We start from the raw sequence: 18,384 nt of genomic DNA on the forward strand, positions 1-18,384 counted from the left end.
ATTTCTATCCTCCTACAATAAAATTACCTGCCGTGGCCATCATAGCAGCCATAATAAAGAACATAATGCTTACACTTATTATGCATGATAAAATCATGAACAATGCTTCTCCCACAGTTTCAACACTACTTGATATTTTAGAATCAACAACAGGTTCAATAACCGCTGCTGTAAGTTTAAAACAAATAGCCATAAGTCCTATTTTTATTATTGGATAAATAACAATCATCACAAGAACTATTACCCCTAAGGAAGTTATTACACTTTTCATAGCTAAGGAATATCCAGCCACAGTAGTTATTGCATCTGAAAATGCTTTACCTACAATAGGTACAAAGTTATCAACTGCGAACTTAACAGTCTTAACTGTCACTGCATCTAAGGTATCTGCCGTCATTCCTCTTAAAGTCAATATTCCAACAAATACAGTTAATATAAACCCTTGAGATATAATAACTATCTGTTTTATGAACTTACACATCCTATCTATTTTAAATTCATTAGAAAGATTATTAACAAACTGTAAAGTAAAATAAGCTAATATTAAAGGAAATAAAAAATATGTGTAAATTCTAGGTGTTAATGAAACAGCTCCTAAGACAATAGGATCTATGGTTACAGCTGAGGTCACTCCCCCTGAAGTTGCTATAAGCATTATAATTACTGGTACAATAACATTCATAAAATCTATAATTGAAGCTAAGACTTCTTTTCCTAAATCAAGTGATATAAAGAAACTCTTAGTCAAAAGCATTATTAAAAGAGCATAACAAGCAAAAAAGGCTACTTGAGTCACTCCCTCTTCTATGTTAAAAGCATCTTGCAAATTCTTAAGCAAAGCACTTAAAAGAGCAATTACTAATATTGAGGCAATAAACTTTAAAACTATGTTAAGTTCTCTAAACATATAGCTAAGTATTGAAGCCCCTATTTTCTTTAAGGTTATTGGATCTTCTCCACTTTCTAAATAATTCTTTATATATTCCTTAGCTGACATATTGCCTAGTATGTCCTCTTCTGTTTCTAAATTATTTATATAATCATAAAATCTTTCTACTCTTGAGTCATTTTCTATTTTTTCCTTTGAACTCTCTAAATTCTCATTTGCCAAAACATTTAAGTTAAAGCAAAATACAAAAGTAACTGATAATAATATTATGTTTATTAACTTTTTCATATTTTAGCCCCTACATTATACTTAAAATGGAATTCAAAATATTAACCATTATTGGTATAGCTAATAAAAGTATCATAATCTTCCCTGTAAACTCTACTTTTTTACCCAATACGGTAACCCCAGCATCATTACATATATAACTACAGAAAGTTGAAAGGTATGCTATGGCAATAATTTTCATAACTATGGCAATATAGGATGAATCCATTCCTGATTCTCTCGCTATATTCTGCATGAAAGTTATTATTTCATTGACATAAGGCATTACAAAAAGAAAAATTATAATCCCAGCTACTAAAAGAAGCATAACTGCGAAAGTACCTTTTGTTTCCTTTAAAAATAAATATAAAAATAATGTTATTAAAGAAAAACTTATTACTTGCATCAATACATCCATTCTTGCTTTTGTCAGAAATCTTCAAAAATCAATAATTTATTTCTTATTGATTTCTATAGATTACTGCCCTAGTTCACCTCCTCCTGTTCTAATTCATTTTTACTATCTTAAAATAATCTTTTTAAATTAATATGTTACCCTAGATATGAAATCCATCTAAAATAAAAACATTGATCTAACAGAAGAAAATAATCTACTTATAAGCTGAATCATCATAGTAAGTATTATTACTATACCAACGATATTGGCTAAGGCTGCATACTCTTTCTTGCCACTTTGGTCAAGAACTTTATCAAGTATAACCAGCACTATTCCTACTCCTGCAATTTGAAAGATTAAAGATAAATCCGACATATATGGCCTCCCCCTAAAATTCTAATCTTATTAAATCCCCTTTTTATAACCTAAAATCCTTTTTATGATTAACTATTATGAAAGTCTATAAATTAAACAAGAAAAATGGCTATCATTGCTCCTACTGAAACACCTAAGTATCTATAAACCTTAGTATTTTTATTACATTCATCTTCTGCTATTAATAACTCAGAATCTAATTTTTCTTTAGCTAAATTAAAAATTTTGATTTGTCCTTCTACGTTTGTCTCTCCTAAAGATTTTGAAAGATCTAATAAAATTTCAAAGTCTTTATCTTTTAAATTCATTTCTTTCTTATGTTCATTTATACTTTCACTAAAAGCCATATATACATTTTTAACCTCATTATTTTTCAGTTTTAAAGAAATTGCATTTAAAAACTCACTAATTGGACTTTTAGCTTTCAATGCTATACTCTCTATACTCTCTGGCAAAGGAGTATAGGTATAAACAATATCATTTTCAAAATCTATTAAAGCTCTTTTAAGTTCTCTAAGCTGATTAAGTCTATTTCTAAAGCCTTCTCCATATAAATATCCAATTAAAGAACTAAGTAGAACTATAATAACCAGAAAAAAAAACCTCATTTTCCTCCTCCTTTTTACACATTATTCTTTTCTTAACTCTTTATATTTAGGCCCTGTTTTAAACATCATAAATTCCTTCTATTGTTCCAACTCCTTTTTTAGCACTAAGAATTACAACTTTATCTATGACATTATTCTCTACTATGTCTCTAAAAACTGGTCTTCTATATAATTCTTCTATATTTCTTCCATGTAATGTAGCTATAATGCTTACTCCAGAGTTATATGCCATAATAAGACCTTCCATGTCTTTATATGTTCCAATTTCATCACATATAATAACCTCAGGAGAAAGTCCCCTAACTGCCATCATCATTCCATCACTTTTAATACAGTTATCATATACATCTGTTCTTATTCCTACATTCATTTGGGGAATTCCATTATAACAAGCTGCAATTTCACTTCTTTCATCAATTACAACGGTCCTTTTTCCTTTTAACCCAATTTGAGATACTCCATTGGATATATTTCTTGTTATATCTCTTAAAAGTGTTGTCTTTCCACATTTAGGAGGAGATATTATTAAAGTATTATTTACTCTATTATTTTCAGCCAAATGATTCATAAGACTATTAGAACAGCCTATAACTTCTCTACATACCCTTATATTTAAAGAAGTTATATTCCTAATAGTTTTAATTGAATTATCTTCTATAACGCATTGACCAGCTAATCCAACTCTATGTCCTCCTTGAATAGTTATATACCCTTGCCTTATATCTTCCTCGAAGGCATACAAGGAGTAGTTACTTATCTTTTGAATTATTGCTTTAACATCATCTCTTGTTATTACATAATTAAAAATTGTTTCATTGTTATCCATAACAATACTAAGAGGTTTTCCAACCTTAACTCTTACTTCTTGGAGTTTATTTAAATTACTTCTATCCTTTAAATAAGAATTTATCTTTTCTGGTAATACAGCAAATATTTCTTTCAAAGTACCTCCTCTCCTTTCTATTTAAATCTATTAGTTTACATAAGAAATTATTCTAATTATTTTTAAATTTATTAATTTTAATTTTGGGCAAAAAAAATAAACCGTACCCTTATAGGCACAGTTTATTAAACTTCAAATTCATTTCCACAATAAGGACAAGGTATATTTTCAGATCTGTCTAATATATCTTTTTCTATGTATATAGGTTTATGACACTTATCACAAACTACCTCACAGTATTCATCATCGTATTCTTCAAGCTCTTCTAAAGTTAGCTCTTCAAAAAGTTCATCCTGTACTCCACTTAAATCATCATTTAGTAAAGTAACATTTTCATCTAAAGTTTCAATATTCACTTGTAATTCTTCAACCTTCTCAACTAAAGATGAAATTACATTAAGTAAGGAATCCTTAAATTCTTTATCTAACTCAGTGTTTTTATCCATAGCCTTAAGTAAGGTACTAATGTTGTTTTTAATATCCTTCACTGAAATCACTTCCTTATATTAAATATGCTAAGCTTTAAAAGCTTAGCATAAATTTATTTTATCTAATATTTAATAGATAAATTTAGCTTAAATCCAAGTAAGAATAAAATTCTTTTTGAATTAAGTCTAAGTTTTTATTAAACTCTTTCCATGTACTCGCCAGTTCTAGTATCTATTCTTATAGTATTTCCTTCTTCAACGAACATAGGAACCATAACTGTTGCACCAGTTTCAACAACAGCTGTTTTCATAGCTGTAGTAGCAGTATTTCCTTTAACACTTGGCTCACACTCAGTGATTAATAACTCAACAAAGTTTGGAGCTTCAACTGAGAAAGCTTCTCCTTTGTAGAATTTGATTACAGCGTTCATGTTCTCTTTTAAGAATCTTATAGCATCTTCAACTTTTTCATGGTTTAAAGGAATTTGCTCGAAAGTTTCTTGATCCATGAAGTAGTATAATTCTCCATCTGAGTAAAGGTATTGCATTTCTTTTCTTTCGATTATTGCTTCTTGTAATTTATCAGTTGGGTTGAAAGTTCTGTCTGTAACTCCACCCATTATAACGTTTCTTAATTTAGTTCTAACGAAAGCAGCACCTTTTCCTGGTTTAACGTGTAAGAAGTCTATAACTGTATATACTTGTCCATCCAGTTCAAAAGTAGTTCCTTTTCTTAAATCACTTCCTGATATCATTAAGTATCCCTCCAAAATCTATTAATTCATTTTATATTATAACCCTTTAAGATAAATTAATACCCTCTAGAGCTACCTTGTTACTTATTTACTATTAAAGCTTAAAACAACAATCATATTTTATCAAATGCTAATAATAAATGCAATTATTTTCATTAAATTTACAAGACTATACAGCCTTAATCTCCAAAAAGCACTTTAATTCTCCTGCTTTTTCAATTTTATAATTTTTTACATAAATATTATTCTTTTTTAATAAATCAACATAATTAACTAAACTTTCTAAATTCCCTGTAAATAAAAGATTTCCTTTCCATACATCCTCATATTTCATCTGAAGAATAGTGCAGTTTTCCTTTTCCACAATTTTAAGAATCTCATCTAAATCCTTACTATAATTTTCTATAGAAGTTACAACAGGGATCTCATAATTTTTTAAATAAATAAGCCCTGACCCTTGGAATATCAATAAAAATAAAGAAACACTAATTAAAACCATGTCTATCCTAATCTTTTTCATTTAAGTACTCCCTTTATGGTATTAATATTATCAACCTCATTTAAATTTATTTCTTCTACAATTCCATTTATCTCTTTAATTTCTCTAAGTACAATTTCCTTATAATCATTATGAATTTCTATTGTAAATTCATTTCTTTCAAGATTAAACTTTAAAACTTCTTCATTCTCCAATAATTTTTTCAAACTATTTATTCTATTTATAAATTCTTCTCCTAAGGATTTCTCAACCTTAATCGATTTATTTTCATTTAAATATTTTTCAATTCTATTATTCTCTTTTATGATTTCTGCATAAAACACTAAATTAAATAACAGTAAAAATAATATGTAGATATTAATTCTTTTTTTAACACTTTTATTGTATGGTTCAACATACTCTACTGGTAAAAACCTTTTATATTTTTTGATATAAATTATCCTCACCTCTAATCTCACTTAATTTAGCATCTTTGAAACTTTCTTTTAATTCATCAGTTATATATTCTTTGGAAATAATGAGATTAAAACTTTTTATTGATATATTAAAAGTTTCTTCTAAATTTTTAATTTCATCCTTTATATCTTCTATAACACTCTGCTCTTCAATATTTCTTAATAAAATCAACCTTTTTTTAAAATAAACCTTTATCCTAGAATTTCTAAGAACAATTTCTACTTTGTTAAAAATATAAAAATTCTTCTTTTGAAGATCATAAGGTATTAAAGAAAATTTTTTTCTTTCACATAGTAATTTTTTAAACCTTTCATCGCACCCAATAAAATATATTATTAAAAAAAGTTTTCTTCTGACTCTTAATTTCTCATAGTGTACTAAAGGAATATAATCAGAAAACATATCTTTTATAAGCTCTTCTATTTTTTCTTCAATATTATAATAATTATTAACCTTAAGTACTTTTATTAATATACTTTCATTTAGAAGAATTATTTTTATTCTTTGATCCTTTGATTCTTTCAATTTTAAAATATCATTTGTATTATTAAGTACTAAATTTTTAGTTAGTAAACTCATAACATCTCCTTTTTGATAAAGTAATACTTTCATCCTCACTGAAAGCTATATCATAATAGGTATTTTTTAAAACTCCAGTCCTATTATTCTTATTTTTAATATGTAAAACATCTTTAGTAGAATCATAAGTTACACTCATATTATCTAAGTTAAAATTCAACTCTTCTATTTTCTCCTTATTTAAAATATTTTCTTTTATAATATATTTTAAAAATTCCTCTTCATCTTTAAACATCTCTATATTATCTTTTATAAGACCATAACTTCTGTTAACTTCTTTCCTTCTTTGAAATGAACTATCCATAAGAATTGTAACAATAATGCTACATGCTAAAGAAATCAGCATAACTTCTATTGAGGCAAAACCTTTACCCTTTCTCATAACAATAAACCCTTTCATCTTGATTCTTAACTTTTAATCTTATATAAAACAAATCTCCTTTTTCAATAACATCAAATTTTTCAATATTATCTAACAAAGCATGCGAATAGTATTCACCATACCTTATAAAACTAAGACTTAATGTATTTTTTCTTTTTTCTATTTTATCCTCTAAAAGTTTTTCTTCTTCCCAAAACTTTATACTTATGTAGTCCTTATGAGGATTTACAGTTACTTCCTCAACTCTTCTATTTAAAAATCTATAATCTAAATACATCTCTGCATTTAACAAATAATTAAATTCTTTTTCATTATCCAAAAAACTCTTATACTCTTTAACATAAAAAATTAAATTCTTTGTTAGACTAAGAGTTATAATGCCTAAAGCGCCTAAATAAATACATAATTCAATTAATAAATATCCTTTTTTCTCTATTTTTGCATTATTCATTCTAAAAATTCGTATATTTTAATCTCCTCACTTTCACTTATAAAAGGAAAATCATTTTTATAAAAAATATTAACTTCACTTTCATAATCATCAATGTGGTTTATGGTTATACTCCATCCCAATTCATTTAAACCTGGATTATTTAATTTAAGCTCTTCTCTTAAAAAATTATTAATTTCCATACCTATTAATTTATTTATGTCTAAATCACCTAATCCATATTCTCCACTTGGAAATGACCTTATATCACCAAAAGCTATATTATGCTTTATTTCCATTACTAAGCTATTCATACTTTCTCTTACTTCTACTTTTTCCCTTGTATAATGTTTATTCTTAAGATAAATGCTATAACTCTTTCCAATACCCAGAAAAAGAATAGATATTAAAGCCAAAGCTAAAACCATATCAACTAATAAATATCCCTTCTTAGCCGAGCCTTTATTTCTCATTTTTTCTCCTTTTCCCTTAATATTTATTTAATATAAATTTCCTTAGCTTTTTAATTAAGCTCTGTTTTAAACTAGTTTTAATTTTTAGATAGAACTGTAAGACCATCTTAATGAGCAACTAGTATTGCATTTCCTATAGCTAGTAACTCTAAGATTCCAGCTTATCCAAGCTGTCATCAAGAGTTTCTATGCTTTAGATAAATTCGGCTAAAATTCAGAGTCCGTATTAAGCTCTCTCTGAATTAAGTCTCATTTTATCTACGTAAGAATAATAGCGGTAAGAAGCTTTTTCTTATTTTTATAAGGAATACAATCTCACCATGTTCAATTGTATAAGTTCAAGATACCAAATTAAAATTTGGACTTTCACTTAACCTTTAGCTATTATTCTGAAGTAGATGATAGCAATACTTTGTGAAATTAAGTTAGGTCTGAAGGGCTAGCTAAAAATCAACACTCACCTAAAACAGAGTCTTATTTAAAATGTCACTTAACATTGATTTTTCCTAAACCAACAGTTATTGTTATTTTTCTCTGATTATTATTTTTATCAGTTATTAATATGGTTCCTGCATTATTTATCATTCCCATATTACTTATGGCAATAACATTATTCATATTGTTACTTACCTTCACAGCTTCAAGCTTTAAAAATGAATTGCTAATTTTATTTCTATATATTAATGTATTTTCTAAATTATCAAAGGTTATTTCTCCATAAGAATTATCCTTTCTAGATAATTGTTTTGCTTCCATAAGAAAATCATGAATTGCATTTATTTCACGTTCAACTTTTAACTCATAAGTTCTTTCTTTTATCAACATAAAGGAGGTTGGTAAAGCTAAAATTAAAGTTGTTATACCTAAATATATTATTATTTCACCAAGAGTAAATCCTTTTTTCTTTTTATACATACTTCATTCCCTCAAAAGTAGGTATTAATACTAAAAGCATCATAGCTGAAATTACAAACCCTAAGACTATAAACATTGCAGGCTCTATTTTCCCAACTGTTTTGTTTAGAGTTCTATCAAAATCTTTTTCCCTTATTTTTAATAGTTCCTCTATATTTTTATTAAATAAGCCACTTTCTTCTCCTGTAATTAAAAAACCTTTTGATATATGAGAAATTACATTTATACTTCCAATGCTATTACTTAAAGTTTCTCCTTTAAGAAGCTCTTCATTTATCTTTCTAACATATTCTCTCAGCTTTTTATTACTTAAATTTTCTCCAAATATGCTTAAAGCATTTGTAAGGGATATACCACTTGTTATTATCATGTTTATTAAAAATAATATTCTAATTTCATAATACATCCTATAAATTTCTACCTTCTCTAGCATTTTCTCAAAATTTATTATTTTAAAGATTAAATAACCTGCTATTAAAATACAAAGAAAGTAACAAAAAGCTATTACCTCCACATTATGATTATCTTCAATAAACCTAATATAAGAGTTTAAAACAGAAATTAATTTAGATGTTTCCTTATCCCCTAAATCATACATATCAACAAATTGTGGAAGTATGTAGGTTGCATAGCAAAATATCATTAATAATAGCCCTATAAGAAGAGAAACTGGATATCTTAAAGATTTAATAACCTTATTTTCAACTTCTTTTTCGGCTAATATATTTTTTGCACATTTTTCTAAAACTTCTTCTAAATTCCCACTTTCTTCCCCGATCTTAATCATATCCACCATAATATCTGGATATAAATTTCTTTCTTCTTTGAAAGCCTTAGACAAACTTTCTCCCTTAAGAACTTTTTTCTCAACTCTTTCTATTGATTCCTTATATTTTTTATCTCTTACAGTGCCTTTTATTAATTCTAATGAACGTCCTATGGGCATTCCCGACTTTACATAAGTACTTAAATTTAAACATATATAGGAAGCATCATCCTTAAAACCAAACATCTAATCCCTCACATTCCTTTAAAAGATAGTATTCTTCTAAAGCAACTTCTCCATTTGATACTAAGGTAAAACAAGATTTTAAAAGTTCTTCACCCCAAGAAATCTCCTCTAAATTTTTATATTCCTTGGGAAATATTATTTCACAAATTGCTTTCCTTCCTTTTGTGCCTGTCCAATTACACATATGGCATCCATTTCCCTTATAATAAGTGTTTAATTTGAATTCTTCTTTCTTTACCTTTTCAACTAATTCATCTTCTAAATATATTTTTTCTCTACAGGCTTCACAATTTTTTCTTACTAATCTTTGAGTTATTATTACACTAACTCCCTCTTTTACTAAATAGCCTTCTGCTCCCATATCCAAGAGCCTATCATATATTTCCTTTCCACTATTAGCATGGATTGTTGAATAGACTTTATGACCTGTTATAGATGCTCTTATAGCTATTTTAGCCGTCTCTTCATCTCTTATTTCTCCAATCAATATTACATCAGGGTCTTGTCTTAAAATATGCTTTAATCCATTAGCAAAAGTTAACCCAACCTTCTCATTAACATTTGTTTGAGTTATACCTTTGATTGTAAATTCAATAGGATCTTCTATGGTGCTTATGTTTACTCCATCTTTATCTATAGAATTTAAAAGTGCATAAAGAGTTGTTGATTTTCCACTGCCTGTAGGTCCATTTACAACAACCATACCATGCTTCTTCTTAAGAATCTTATTAACCTTTTTCTTTTGAAATTCCATTAAGCTTAAACTATTAATATTTATAAGTTCATTCTTTTTGTATAATATTCTAATTACTAACTTTTCTCCAAAAACAGTAGGAATGCTAGAAACTCTTAAATCAAAATCATTTTCTTCATCTTTAAATGACAACTTTCCATCTTGTGCTCTTAATTTATCACTTATATTCATATCAGCCTTTAATTTAACCTTATTAACTAAGTTTTCATAAAGATTCCTTTTAATCTTCTTCATAAGTATTAGTGTTCCATCTATTCTAAATCGAATATTAGCCCAATCTCCTAAGGGTTCAATATGCATATCACTAGCATTCTTCTCTATTCCTAATGCTATTAAACTTTTCAACTCTTCTTCTGTGAATTCATCCTTAGAAAAATTTTTACCACCATAACAGTCTTCTATTAATTTTTTTATTTCATCCTTATTTCCTAAGATGAAACTTATTTCTTTATCTCTAAATAATAAAGATAAATAGTCTTTTTTATCTTTATCTTCACTACTCGTATGAAACAATATCTTTCCTTCATTATCTTTTAAAGCAATTAAGTTCATTTCTAATGCAATTTTCTTAGGTATCTTTTTCATAAGTCTCATATCAATATCTTTAATACTGTATTTCACACTTTCACCTCCTTATAAATAATAATTGACAAGCCACTTATTTTTTAAACAAAAAAAGTTCTAGATTATTAAAAAATTTTAACAATCTAGAACTTTTAACTATTCTATAATAATATACTGCCCTTTGTTACTATCTATAAGTTTAATGCTTCTATCATTTGGATCATACATATATAATGCATTTTTTTCTTTATTGTCATTAAATCCAGTAAAATATATCTTACCATCAATCACTATTAAACTTGATTTTTCAGATATATTTTTAGGAAAATCAAATACTAATCTATGAAGCTCATTATTAGTAGTGTTTATTGAATATAAGCTTCTTGTTTCATTACCTTTTGTACCAATAAAATACACCATATCACCTATTTTATGCGATGATTCTATCTCTCCTACTTCATTAGATATAAGAGACTCTTTTTTACTATCCAAATTATATATATAGCATTCTTTCTTTCCGTCAATACTGCTTTGAGTGTATAAAACAACTTGATTTTCTATTAAATCAATATAGTCTATAAAAGCTTTGACAATTTGCTTCTCTAAAGTGTAACTTCCATCCTTTATATTGTATAAGAATATTCCACTTTTTTTCTCATTTAAGTCTACTCCATATAGAACTAATTGGTCTTCATTTGCGAATTTAACATTCTCCCCAGAAATAGCTAAATTCTCGTTAAAATCAAATTCCTTAAAATTTTGTAAGTCTAAAACCTTGTATCCTATTTTATCACCAGAACTATATTTATATAAAAGCTTAGTCCCACCAGGACTCATAATCAAGTCTTCTATATTTCCATCTACTGATATTTTATGTTCTTTAACCCCATTTGTAATTATTAAGTCAGTTCCCTTACTAGTAAATTCCCTATAAATAACTAAACCTAACTCCTTGCTATAAATTTCCATATGACCTTTTATATCTAAGTCAAGTTTCTTTAGCGATTCCCCTTCTATTTTGTAATATTCAACATTATCCTCTGAAATTGTAGACACAATATTCTCAGAAAGTTCTAACTTTTTTCCCTTATGATCTTCTCCATCAGTTCCTTTATTGAAATTACATCCTACAAGGGCTATTGATAAAATAACTAATACTAAACTTAAAGCAGCAGCTTTCCTCATTTACTTACTTCCCTCTCTAAAATAAATATGTGCCATCACAAATAAATGATGCATCTCCTATCATTTTTACTCCATCATCTTCAATATTAACTTTTAATTCTCCACCTGGAACTATTACCTTTACTTCATTATCTACTAATCCTAACTTATTAGCAGCTATAACTGAAGCACAGTTTCCTGTTCCACATGCTAATGTTGGACCAGCTCCTCTTTCCCAAGTTCTAACTTCCATAGTGTTTCTATCAATCACCTTGCAGAAGTTAACATTTGTTCCTTGAGGAAATAGTTCATACTTTTCTATACCTTTACCACATTCTATAGGATATTTTTCCTCTTCAAAGATAATAGTATGCGGAACACCCATAAGTAAAGATGTTATTTCATACTTTTCATTTCCTACACTTATTTCTTTTTCTATTATTTCCTCATTACATAATGAAGGTATGCTTTTAGGATTAAAATCTCCAAATCCCATATTTACATTAATGGTCTTTACCTTATCATTCTCAATCTCTAAGAAAATTCTTTTAACTCCATCACCAGTTAAAACATCTAAAACATCCTTCTTAACTATGCCTTTTTCATAAACATACTTAGCAAAACATCTTATTCCATTTCCGCACATAGCAGCATAAGAGCCATCTGAATTTATTATTACCATCTCTATATCACAATTTTCGTTCTTCCTAACTATTAAGATTCCATCTGCACCAATTCCAAATCTTCTATGGCACATTTTTTGAGCAATTTCTCCCTCTTTACCTAAATACTCATTGTTTAAATCTTCTATAACTATAAAATCATTTCCATTCCCATGCATTTTTGAAAACTTCATATTATCACCTCAAATTACCTATTATTGATACTTTTTATTATAAGATGTATACTAACTGTAAGTTCAATCAATTTAGAAAGGAAAGAAAATCATGGCTTTAGACGGTATTTATTTATATAACTTAATAAATGAACTAAAAGGTTCATTAATAAATTCTAGAATCGACAAAATAAATCAACCTGAAAAGGATGAAATAATAATAAATGTACGTGGAAAGGAAAATAAAAAACTTTTAATTTCCTCTAGTTCCAAATACCCTAGATTACATTTTACTACAATAAATAAGAATAATCCATTACAACCGCCTGTTTTTTGCATGGTATTAAGAAAATATTTAACTGGTGGAAGAATAATAGATATACATCAACAATCTACTGATAGAATTGTTTCAATAGACATAGCAAATAAAGATGAACTGGGCTTTGATAGTGTATACACTTTAGTCATCGAAATAATGGCTAGACATAGTAATATATCTCTTGTAAGAAAAAGAGATAATAAGATTATGGAATCAATAAAGCATATAACAGCAAATAAAAACAGCTTTAGAGTTCTTTATCCTGGTGTAAGCTATGTGTTTCCTCCTGCTTCTGAAAAATTAAATCCTTTTGACTTTTCTAAAGAGGATTTAAAAAATGCATTAAGCAAAAATAACAATGAACTAGATGAGAAGATTTTTTCCAAACTATTAACTGGTGTGGGCAAAAGTTTATCTCTTGAAATGTATTCATTATTTACAAAGCACTTTGGTGATTCTTATGTTTTTGATGATATATTTAACTTTATCTCTGAATATTTCAAAAATATATTTAATGACATACAAAATATTATATTCTATAAAAACGAAAAAATTATAGATTTCTATTTTAAAGATTTATCTACTTTAGATAACTGTACTAAAGAACTTTATGAAAATAGTAGTGAGCTTTTGGATGCTTTCTTTGCTAACAAAGATAAACAAGACAGACTTCATGCTAAAAGTGCAGATATACAAAGATTAGTAAACACAAACATAGATAGATGCTTAAAAAAGATTAAAGTTCTTGAAAAGACTTTAGAAGAATGTGATAAAAAAGATGATCTTAAAATTAAAGGAGAACTTCTAACATCTTATATTTATAGTGTAAAAAAAGGTGATAAATCCGTTGATGTTTTAAATTATTATATTGACAATGAAGAATATCTAACTATTCCTCTTGATGAAAATAAAACACCATCTGAAAATATCCAATTTTACTTCAAAAAATATAATAAGCTAAAAAAAGCTGAAGAATCTGCTTTAGAGCAACTAGCTATAAATGAGGATGAACTTAAATACTTAAACTCAGTATCCTCAAGCATACAAGTTGCAGATAACTATGAAGATATAGATGCAGTAAAAAATGAGCTTATAGAAACTGGATATGTAAGATTCAGAAGAAATAACAATGGTAAAAAGAAAGAAAAACAATCTAAGCCTTATCACTATGTTTCTTCCGATGGAATAGATATTTATGTAGGTAAAAACAATATTCAAAATGACTATTTAACTTTAAAGTTTGCTGATAAAAACGATACTTGGCTTCACACTAAAGATATACCTGGTTCTCACGTAATTGTTAAAAGCTCAGATGTTCCAGATAAAACTTTAGAAGAAGCTGCCAACTTAGCTGTTTTCTATAGTAAAGGAAAAGGTGGAACTAAGATTCCTGTAGACTATACATTAGTTAAAAATGTAAAGAAACCTTCTGGTTCAAAACCTGGAATGGTAATCTATTCAACTAACAAAACAGTCTATATGGATTCACCAAGAGAAATAACTCTAGAAAAACTAAAGTAATAACTTATTAAGGCCTATAGCAGAATTTAATAAAAAACTTATAAATATATTCCGAGAATTACTGGATTTCACTAAGAATTTATAGCTATTATTCCGAATATTTTACTAAAGCTCAGAACTCCCGTTGGTCAAACAACTTCGCTTCTTAACGTAAAATCTTCTCCATAATAGCTTAAATTCTAAAGTTCATCCATATATTCTCTTCATACTATTTATAAGTTTTTTTAAACTATTTTGCTTATAGACCTTTTTTGCTGTTAAGCTATAATTAGATTATTATCTCTTACTAAAGATAAATTCAACTTTTATCTAGTATAAAAATCCTACAAATAAAAGCTTATTGACTTCTTCTATTTATAGGATGTTATTTAAATTAGACTATGTTTTCAACTAATGTTGATTCTTAGATAGAACTGTAAGACCATCTTAAAATCAATATTCACCTAAGCCAGAGCCTTATATTATTTTTTTAAGTTATTATCTAAGTATTGGTAGTAGTAACATAGAATTCTACCATTATAAAGTTTTCTGTTCTTAGTAGCTTTTCTACTAAATTCTTTTTGGAAGTCTGGAGAAGCTGTTAGGATATTAAAATCCCAAGTATCTAACTTTTCTTTAATTTCTCCGAAATGCTTATTAAGTTTTGAAACAACTTCTTTTTCACCTATTCTCTCACCATATGGTGGATTTGTAATCATATATCCATACTTTTTCTTAGTTGAAAAATCAAAGAAGTTTCTTTTTTCTAATGTTATGCAGTCAGTTAATCCTGCTTTTCTTACATTATTTTTAGCTGTACTTAATACCCAACTATCTATATCATAACCAGTTATATCTAAAGGAATTTTCTTAATAGATCTTTCTGCTCCCTCTCTAACTTGATCCCATATTTCTTTATCCATTGAAGGCCAAGTTTCAGAAACAAATTTTCTATGTAAACCTGGTGCTATATTTCTAGCTATCATAGCAGCCTCTATTAATATTGTTCCTGAACCGCAACATGGATCTATAAGAGTTTGCTCACCTCTCCATTTTGATAATAAAACCATAGCAGCTGCTAGTGTTTCTTTAAGTGGAGCTTGCCCTGAGTGCTCTCTATATCCTCTTTTATGTAATCCCTCTCCAGATGTATCTATTGTTAAAGTTACTACATCCTTTAAAAGACCAACTTCTATCTTATAAACTGGACCATCTTCTGTGAACCAATCTTGACCATAGCTTCTACTCATACTCTTAACTACAGCCTTTTTAACTATTGATTGACAGTCTGGAACACTGAAAAGTTTTGACTTAACAGATTTACCAATAACATGCATCTTACCATCTACAGGTATATATTGGCTCCAATCAATTTCTACAGTTTTATTAAATAACTCTTCAAAGCTTTCAGCCTTAAATTCAGCCACTTTTATTAAAACTCTATCGGCAGTTCTAAGCCAAAGGTTTGAAATTGCAATATCCATTTCATCCCCTTCAAAGTGAACTCTTCCGTTTTCTGTTTTTAGGTCTTCATAACCTAATTCTTTTAATTCTTTTGCAACTACAGCTTCTAATCCAAAAGTCGCAGTAGCTATTAAATTATAATCCATAGCTTTACTCCTTAGTTTTCATTTTCATATATTTCAACTGAATCAACACCATCAATTTCATTTATTTGAACTCTTATTATTTCATCCTTTGATGTAGGTATATTTTTACCAACATAATCTGCTCTTATTGGTAATTCTTTATGCCCTCTATCTACTAAAACAGCTAATTGAATGAATTCTGGTCTCCCTTGATCCATTATAGCATCAATAGCAGCTCTAACTGTTCTACAAGTATATAAAACGTCATCAACTATAATAACTTTTTTTCCTCTTATGTCAACATCTATTTTAGGATCATTTAAGCTTGGTTTATCACTAATATTAGTTAAATCATCTCTATATAATGTTATGTCAACACTTGCAACTGGAACTTTTACCCCTTCAAATTTTTCTACAAGTTTTGCTATTCTTTCAGCTAACGGGTATCCTCTTCTTTTAATTCCAACAAGAACAATATTATCTACGCCCTTATTTTTTTCTATTATTTCATGTGAAACTCTTGTAAGTGCTCTTCTTATAGCATTTTCATCTAATAAACTTGCCTTAAGATGCATTTTAGCAACCCCCTAATTTTTCTATAATTTTTTCAAAGTACTCTGGTAATTCAGAATTAAATTCAACATATTCTCCAGTAGTAGGATGAATAAATCCTAATGTTTTAGCATGAAGAACTTGCCCTTCTTGACTTAACTTCTTTTGCTTTTTTAAACCATAAACAGTATCTCCAAGTAATGGATGACCTATAAATGCCATGTGAACTCTTATTTGATGAGTTCTTCCTGTTTCTAAGTTACATTTAACAAGTGAACATGAATTAAAAACTTCAAGAACCTCATAATGAGTTACTGCTCTTTTTCCTTCTTTAACCACAGCATACTTTAATCTATCTCTATGATGTCTTCCTAAAGGCGCATCTATTGTGCCACCTTCTTTTTTAAATCTTCCCTCAACAATAGCATAATATTCCCTTTTTATACTGTGATCTTTAAACTGCTCAGCTAACTTTTGGTGAGCATTATCATTTTTAGCAACAACTAATATTCCAGAAGTGTCTTTATCTATTCTGTGCACTATTCCTGGTCTTATAACTCCATTTATACCAGATAAATCATCACAATGATGTAATAATGCATTAACTAAAGTACCTGTATAATTACCTGGCGCTGGATGAACAACCATTCCCTTTGGTTTATTTACTACTATTATATCTTTATCCTCATAAACTATATTTAAAGGTATATCCTCTGCTTCAACTTTTAATTCCTCTGGTTCTGGTATTTCTACCTCAACTTCATCTCCAACTGAAAGTTTATATTTTCCTTTTTCAGCTTTTCCATTAATTAAAATTTTTCCATCATCAAAAAGGCCTTGTATAAAGTTTCTTGAAACTCCATCTATCTTTGAAGCTAAAAACTTATCTGCTCTTATGCCTTTTTCTTCCTCTGTTATTTTTATCACTTCTTTATTTAAACTCATAGTTTTATTTGCTCCATTCTAAAGTAAATATTTAAAGCTATACCTTAAATATTATATAATAACATATTAAATTTCAACAATTAATTAAACAAAAAGAAAAATCTCACCTTAAATTAAAGTGAGATTTTCTAATAACTAATCTTCAGCAAAGAAACTCTTAATTTCATTTACATCATCAAAATGTGTTTCTTCTTCATAGATGTCCTTAAGCTCAGTTTGTTCTTCTTCATTAGAATCAACTTTTATTCCTTGCTCTTCTTCATCTTCTGGTTTAGTTATATTAAAATTCTTTACGAAATCTTTCTCTAAATCATCAAAAGTATCTATTTGGAAGTTCATAAAACTTCTAAACTTAGCTCTGAATTTTGTAAACTCTTGCTTAACTCTATCATACTCATCATTGATTTGTATAACATCGTTATGAGCTTTATCTAGTATTCTTTGAGCTGTATCATTAGCACTCTTGATTATTACATCAGCTTCTTTTTGAGCATTAGCTTTTGCTTGCTCCGCTGTGTTTTGAGCTAATAATAAAGTATTTTGAATTGTATTCTCAATTTTACTATAATGCTCTATTTTATCATTAGAATTTTCAAGCTTCTCTTTTAATGAAGTGTTTTCTTTAAAAAGAGTCTCGTATTCTTCGACTATTTCGTCTAAGAATTCATCTACTTCCTCTGGACAATAACCTCTTAAAACCCTTTTGAACTCCTTGTTGTTAATATCCATTGGGGTCAATTTCATATAATCACAC

Annotated in this window: 23 protein-coding genes; 1 reads left to right on the forward strand and 22 read right to left on the reverse strand. The window is 27.8% G+C overall.

The features are described from left to right. Window positions 1–4: 4 nt before the first annotated feature. The 18 genes from spoIIIAE to dapF form a co-directional block, all read right to left on the reverse strand. The gene (spoIIIAE, locus tag AC2A4K_RS12610; RefSeq protein WP_322502842.1) at window positions 5–1,177 is read right to left on the reverse strand and encodes a stage III sporulation protein AE; all 1,173 of its coding nucleotides are present in this window, start codon (window positions 1,175–1,177) and stop codon (window positions 5–7) included. Between the two features lie 10 nt (window positions 1,178–1,187). Beyond that, window positions 1,188–1,562, reverse strand: coding sequence for a stage III sporulation protein AD (gene spoIIIAD, locus AC2A4K_RS12615; RefSeq protein ID WP_322502843.1), 375 nt, complete (start codon window positions 1,560–1,562; stop codon window positions 1,188–1,190). Between the two features lie 168 nt (window positions 1,563–1,730). Continuing rightward, the gene (gene spoIIIAC, locus AC2A4K_RS12620; protein ID WP_322502844.1) at window positions 1,731–1,928 is read right to left on the reverse strand and encodes a stage III sporulation protein AC; all 198 of its coding nucleotides are present in this window, start codon (window positions 1,926–1,928) and stop codon (window positions 1,731–1,733) included. Between the two features lie 92 nt (window positions 1,929–2,020). Continuing rightward, the gene (gene spoIIIAB, locus AC2A4K_RS12625; protein WP_322502845.1) at window positions 2,021–2,536 is read right to left on the reverse strand and encodes a stage III sporulation protein SpoIIIAB; all 516 of its coding nucleotides are present in this window, start codon (window positions 2,534–2,536) and stop codon (window positions 2,021–2,023) included. A gap of 58 nt (window positions 2,537–2,594) precedes the next feature. After that, on the reverse strand, window positions 2,595–3,479 hold the full coding sequence (gene spoIIIAA, locus AC2A4K_RS12630; RefSeq protein ID WP_322502846.1) for a stage III sporulation protein AA: 885 nt from the start codon (window positions 3,477–3,479) through the stop codon (window positions 2,595–2,597). Between the two features lie 125 nt (window positions 3,480–3,604). Continuing rightward, entirely contained in the window at window positions 3,605–3,967 is a 363-nt protein-coding gene (locus tag AC2A4K_RS12635) for a CD1247 N-terminal domain-containing protein (protein WP_322502847.1), read from the reverse strand. 137 nt (window positions 3,968–4,104) lie between these two features. Continuing rightward, on the reverse strand, window positions 4,105–4,662 hold the full coding sequence (efp, locus tag AC2A4K_RS12640; RefSeq protein WP_322502848.1) for an elongation factor P: 558 nt from the start codon (window positions 4,660–4,662) through the stop codon (window positions 4,105–4,107). Window positions 4,663–4,831: 169 nt separating this feature from the next. Then, a complete protein-coding gene (locus tag AC2A4K_RS12645; protein ID WP_322502849.1) occupies window positions 4,832–5,182 on the reverse strand; it encodes a hypothetical protein in 351 nt (116 codons plus the stop codon). After that, entirely contained in the window at window positions 5,179–5,607 is a 429-nt protein-coding gene (locus tag AC2A4K_RS12650; RefSeq protein ID WP_322502850.1) for a hypothetical protein, read from the reverse strand. The genes AC2A4K_RS12645 and AC2A4K_RS12650 overlap by 4 nt, the downstream gene beginning before the upstream one ends. Next, complete coding sequence (locus AC2A4K_RS12655) at window positions 5,579–6,196, reverse strand: hypothetical protein (RefSeq protein ID WP_322502851.1); 618 nt, start codon at window positions 6,194–6,196, stop codon at window positions 5,579–5,581. The genes AC2A4K_RS12650 and AC2A4K_RS12655 overlap by 29 nt, the downstream gene beginning before the upstream one ends. Further along, window positions 6,180–6,578 carry a type IV pilin gene (locus AC2A4K_RS12660; RefSeq protein ID WP_322502852.1) on the reverse strand — a complete coding sequence of 133 codons (399 nt, stop codon included), beginning with the start codon at window positions 6,576–6,578 and terminating at the stop codon, window positions 6,180–6,182. The genes AC2A4K_RS12655 and AC2A4K_RS12660 overlap by 17 nt, the downstream gene beginning before the upstream one ends. Continuing rightward, a complete protein-coding gene (locus AC2A4K_RS12665; protein ID WP_322502853.1) occupies window positions 6,565–7,029 on the reverse strand; it encodes a hypothetical protein in 465 nt (154 codons plus the stop codon). The genes AC2A4K_RS12660 and AC2A4K_RS12665 overlap by 14 nt, the downstream gene beginning before the upstream one ends. Next, window positions 7,026–7,481, reverse strand: coding sequence for a type II secretion system protein (locus AC2A4K_RS12670; RefSeq protein ID WP_322502854.1), 456 nt, complete (start codon window positions 7,479–7,481; stop codon window positions 7,026–7,028). Before AC2A4K_RS12670 ends, AC2A4K_RS12665 begins: the two co-directional genes overlap by 4 nt. 486 nt (window positions 7,482–7,967) lie before the next feature. Then, on the reverse strand, window positions 7,968–8,396 hold the full coding sequence (locus AC2A4K_RS12675; protein ID WP_322502855.1) for a type IV pilin: 429 nt from the start codon (window positions 8,394–8,396) through the stop codon (window positions 7,968–7,970). Next, window positions 8,389–9,408 (reverse strand): type II secretion system F family protein, encoded by a 1,020-nt coding sequence (locus AC2A4K_RS12680; protein WP_322502856.1) that lies wholly within the window; start codon window positions 9,406–9,408, stop codon window positions 8,389–8,391. Before AC2A4K_RS12680 ends, AC2A4K_RS12675 begins: the two co-directional genes overlap by 8 nt. Continuing rightward, on the reverse strand, window positions 9,395–10,783 hold the full coding sequence (locus AC2A4K_RS12685) for a GspE/PulE family protein (protein WP_322502857.1): 1,389 nt from the start codon (window positions 10,781–10,783) through the stop codon (window positions 9,395–9,397). Before AC2A4K_RS12685 ends, AC2A4K_RS12680 begins: the two co-directional genes overlap by 14 nt. 99 nt (window positions 10,784–10,882) lie before the next feature. Further along, entirely contained in the window at window positions 10,883–11,911 is a 1,029-nt protein-coding gene (locus AC2A4K_RS12690; RefSeq protein ID WP_322502858.1) for a beta-propeller domain-containing protein, read from the reverse strand. A 16-nt stretch (window positions 11,912–11,927) separates the two neighbouring features. After that, window positions 11,928–12,746, reverse strand: coding sequence for a diaminopimelate epimerase (gene dapF, locus AC2A4K_RS12695; RefSeq protein ID WP_322502859.1), 819 nt, complete (start codon window positions 12,744–12,746; stop codon window positions 11,928–11,930). Between the two features lie 91 nt (window positions 12,747–12,837). Here dapF and AC2A4K_RS12700 point away from each other — a divergent pair, with 91 nt between their 5' ends. Continuing rightward, window positions 12,838–14,565, forward strand: coding sequence for an Rqc2 family fibronectin-binding protein (locus AC2A4K_RS12700; RefSeq protein ID WP_322502860.1), 1,728 nt, complete (start codon window positions 12,838–12,840; stop codon window positions 14,563–14,565). A gap of 461 nt (window positions 14,566–15,026) precedes the next feature. Here the strand turns inward: AC2A4K_RS12700 and AC2A4K_RS12705 are convergent, their stop codons facing one another. From AC2A4K_RS12705 to AC2A4K_RS12720, 4 genes are all read right to left on the reverse strand, one after another. Next, window positions 15,027–16,154 (reverse strand): THUMP domain-containing class I SAM-dependent RNA methyltransferase, encoded by a 1,128-nt coding sequence (locus AC2A4K_RS12705; protein ID WP_322502861.1) that lies wholly within the window; start codon window positions 16,152–16,154, stop codon window positions 15,027–15,029. 11 nt (window positions 16,155–16,165) lie between these two features. Beyond that, entirely contained in the window at window positions 16,166–16,708 is a 543-nt protein-coding gene (gene pyrR, locus AC2A4K_RS12710) for a bifunctional pyr operon transcriptional regulator/uracil phosphoribosyltransferase PyrR (RefSeq protein WP_322502862.1), read from the reverse strand. Window position 16,709: 1 nt separating this feature from the next. Beyond that, window positions 16,710–17,630 carry an RluA family pseudouridine synthase gene (locus AC2A4K_RS12715; RefSeq protein WP_322502863.1) on the reverse strand — a complete coding sequence of 307 codons (921 nt, stop codon included), beginning with the start codon at window positions 17,628–17,630 and terminating at the stop codon, window positions 16,710–16,712. A 135-nt stretch (window positions 17,631–17,765) separates the two neighbouring features. Continuing rightward, complete coding sequence (locus AC2A4K_RS12720; RefSeq protein ID WP_322502864.1) at window positions 17,766–18,374, reverse strand: DivIVA domain-containing protein; 609 nt, start codon at window positions 18,372–18,374, stop codon at window positions 17,766–17,768. Window positions 18,375–18,384: the final 10 nt, after the last annotated feature.

This window comes from Clostridium sp. LIBA-8841, assembly GCF_057782475.1.

Excerpts from the sequence above, each read along its gene's own strand:
- spoIIIAD (WP_322502843.1), bottom strand. The coding sequence starts at position 1,562 with ATGCAAGTAATAAGTTTTTCTTTAATAACATTATTTTTATATTTATTT.
- AC2A4K_RS12675 (WP_322502855.1), bottom strand. The coding sequence starts at position 8,396 with ATGTATAAAAAGAAAAAAGGATTTACTCTTGGTGAAATAATAATATAT.
- spoIIIAE (WP_322502842.1), bottom strand. The coding sequence starts at position 1,177 with ATGAAAAAGTTAATAAACATAATATTATTATCAGTTACTTTTGTATTT.
- dapF (WP_322502859.1), bottom strand. The coding sequence starts at position 12,746 with ATGAAGTTTTCAAAAATGCATGGGAATGGAAATGATTTTATAGTTATA.
- spoIIIAB (WP_322502845.1), bottom strand. The coding sequence starts at position 2,536 with ATGAGGTTTTTTTTTCTGGTTATTATAGTTCTACTTAGTTCTTTAATT.
- AC2A4K_RS12715 (WP_322502863.1), bottom strand. The coding sequence starts at position 17,630 with ATGAGTTTAAATAAAGAAGTGATAAAAATAACAGAGGAAGAAAAAGGC.
- efp (WP_322502848.1), bottom strand. The coding sequence starts at position 4,662 with ATGATATCAGGAAGTGATTTAAGAAAAGGAACTACTTTTGAACTGGAT.
- AC2A4K_RS12705 (WP_322502861.1), bottom strand. The coding sequence starts at position 16,154 with ATGGATTATAATTTAATAGCTACTGCGACTTTTGGATTAGAAGCTGTA.
- AC2A4K_RS12645 (WP_322502849.1), bottom strand. The coding sequence starts at position 5,182 with ATGAAAAAGATTAGGATAGACATGGTTTTAATTAGTGTTTCTTTATTT.
- AC2A4K_RS12720 (WP_322502864.1), bottom strand. The coding sequence starts at position 18,374 with ATGAAATTGACCCCAATGGATATTAACAACAAGGAGTTCAAAAGGGTT.
- AC2A4K_RS12655 (WP_322502851.1), bottom strand. The coding sequence starts at position 6,196 with ATGAGTTTACTAACTAAAAATTTAGTACTTAATAATACAAATGATATT.
- AC2A4K_RS12665 (WP_322502853.1), bottom strand. The coding sequence starts at position 7,029 with ATGAATAATGCAAAAATAGAGAAAAAAGGATATTTATTAATTGAATTA.
- AC2A4K_RS12660 (WP_322502852.1), bottom strand. The coding sequence starts at position 6,578 with ATGAGAAAGGGTAAAGGTTTTGCCTCAATAGAAGTTATGCTGATTTCT.
- AC2A4K_RS12690 (WP_322502858.1), bottom strand. The coding sequence starts at position 11,911 with ATGAGGAAAGCTGCTGCTTTAAGTTTAGTATTAGTTATTTTATCAATA.
- pyrR (WP_322502862.1), bottom strand. The coding sequence starts at position 16,708 with ATGCATCTTAAGGCAAGTTTATTAGATGAAAATGCTATAAGAAGAGCA.
- AC2A4K_RS12680 (WP_322502856.1), bottom strand. The coding sequence starts at position 9,408 with ATGTTTGGTTTTAAGGATGATGCTTCCTATATATGTTTAAATTTAAGT.
- AC2A4K_RS12670 (WP_322502854.1), bottom strand. The coding sequence starts at position 7,481 with ATGAGAAATAAAGGCTCGGCTAAGAAGGGATATTTATTAGTTGATATG.
- spoIIIAC (WP_322502844.1), bottom strand. The coding sequence starts at position 1,928 with ATGTCGGATTTATCTTTAATCTTTCAAATTGCAGGAGTAGGAATAGTG.
- AC2A4K_RS12700 (WP_322502860.1), top strand. The coding sequence starts at position 12,838 with ATGGCTTTAGACGGTATTTATTTATATAACTTAATAAATGAACTAAAA.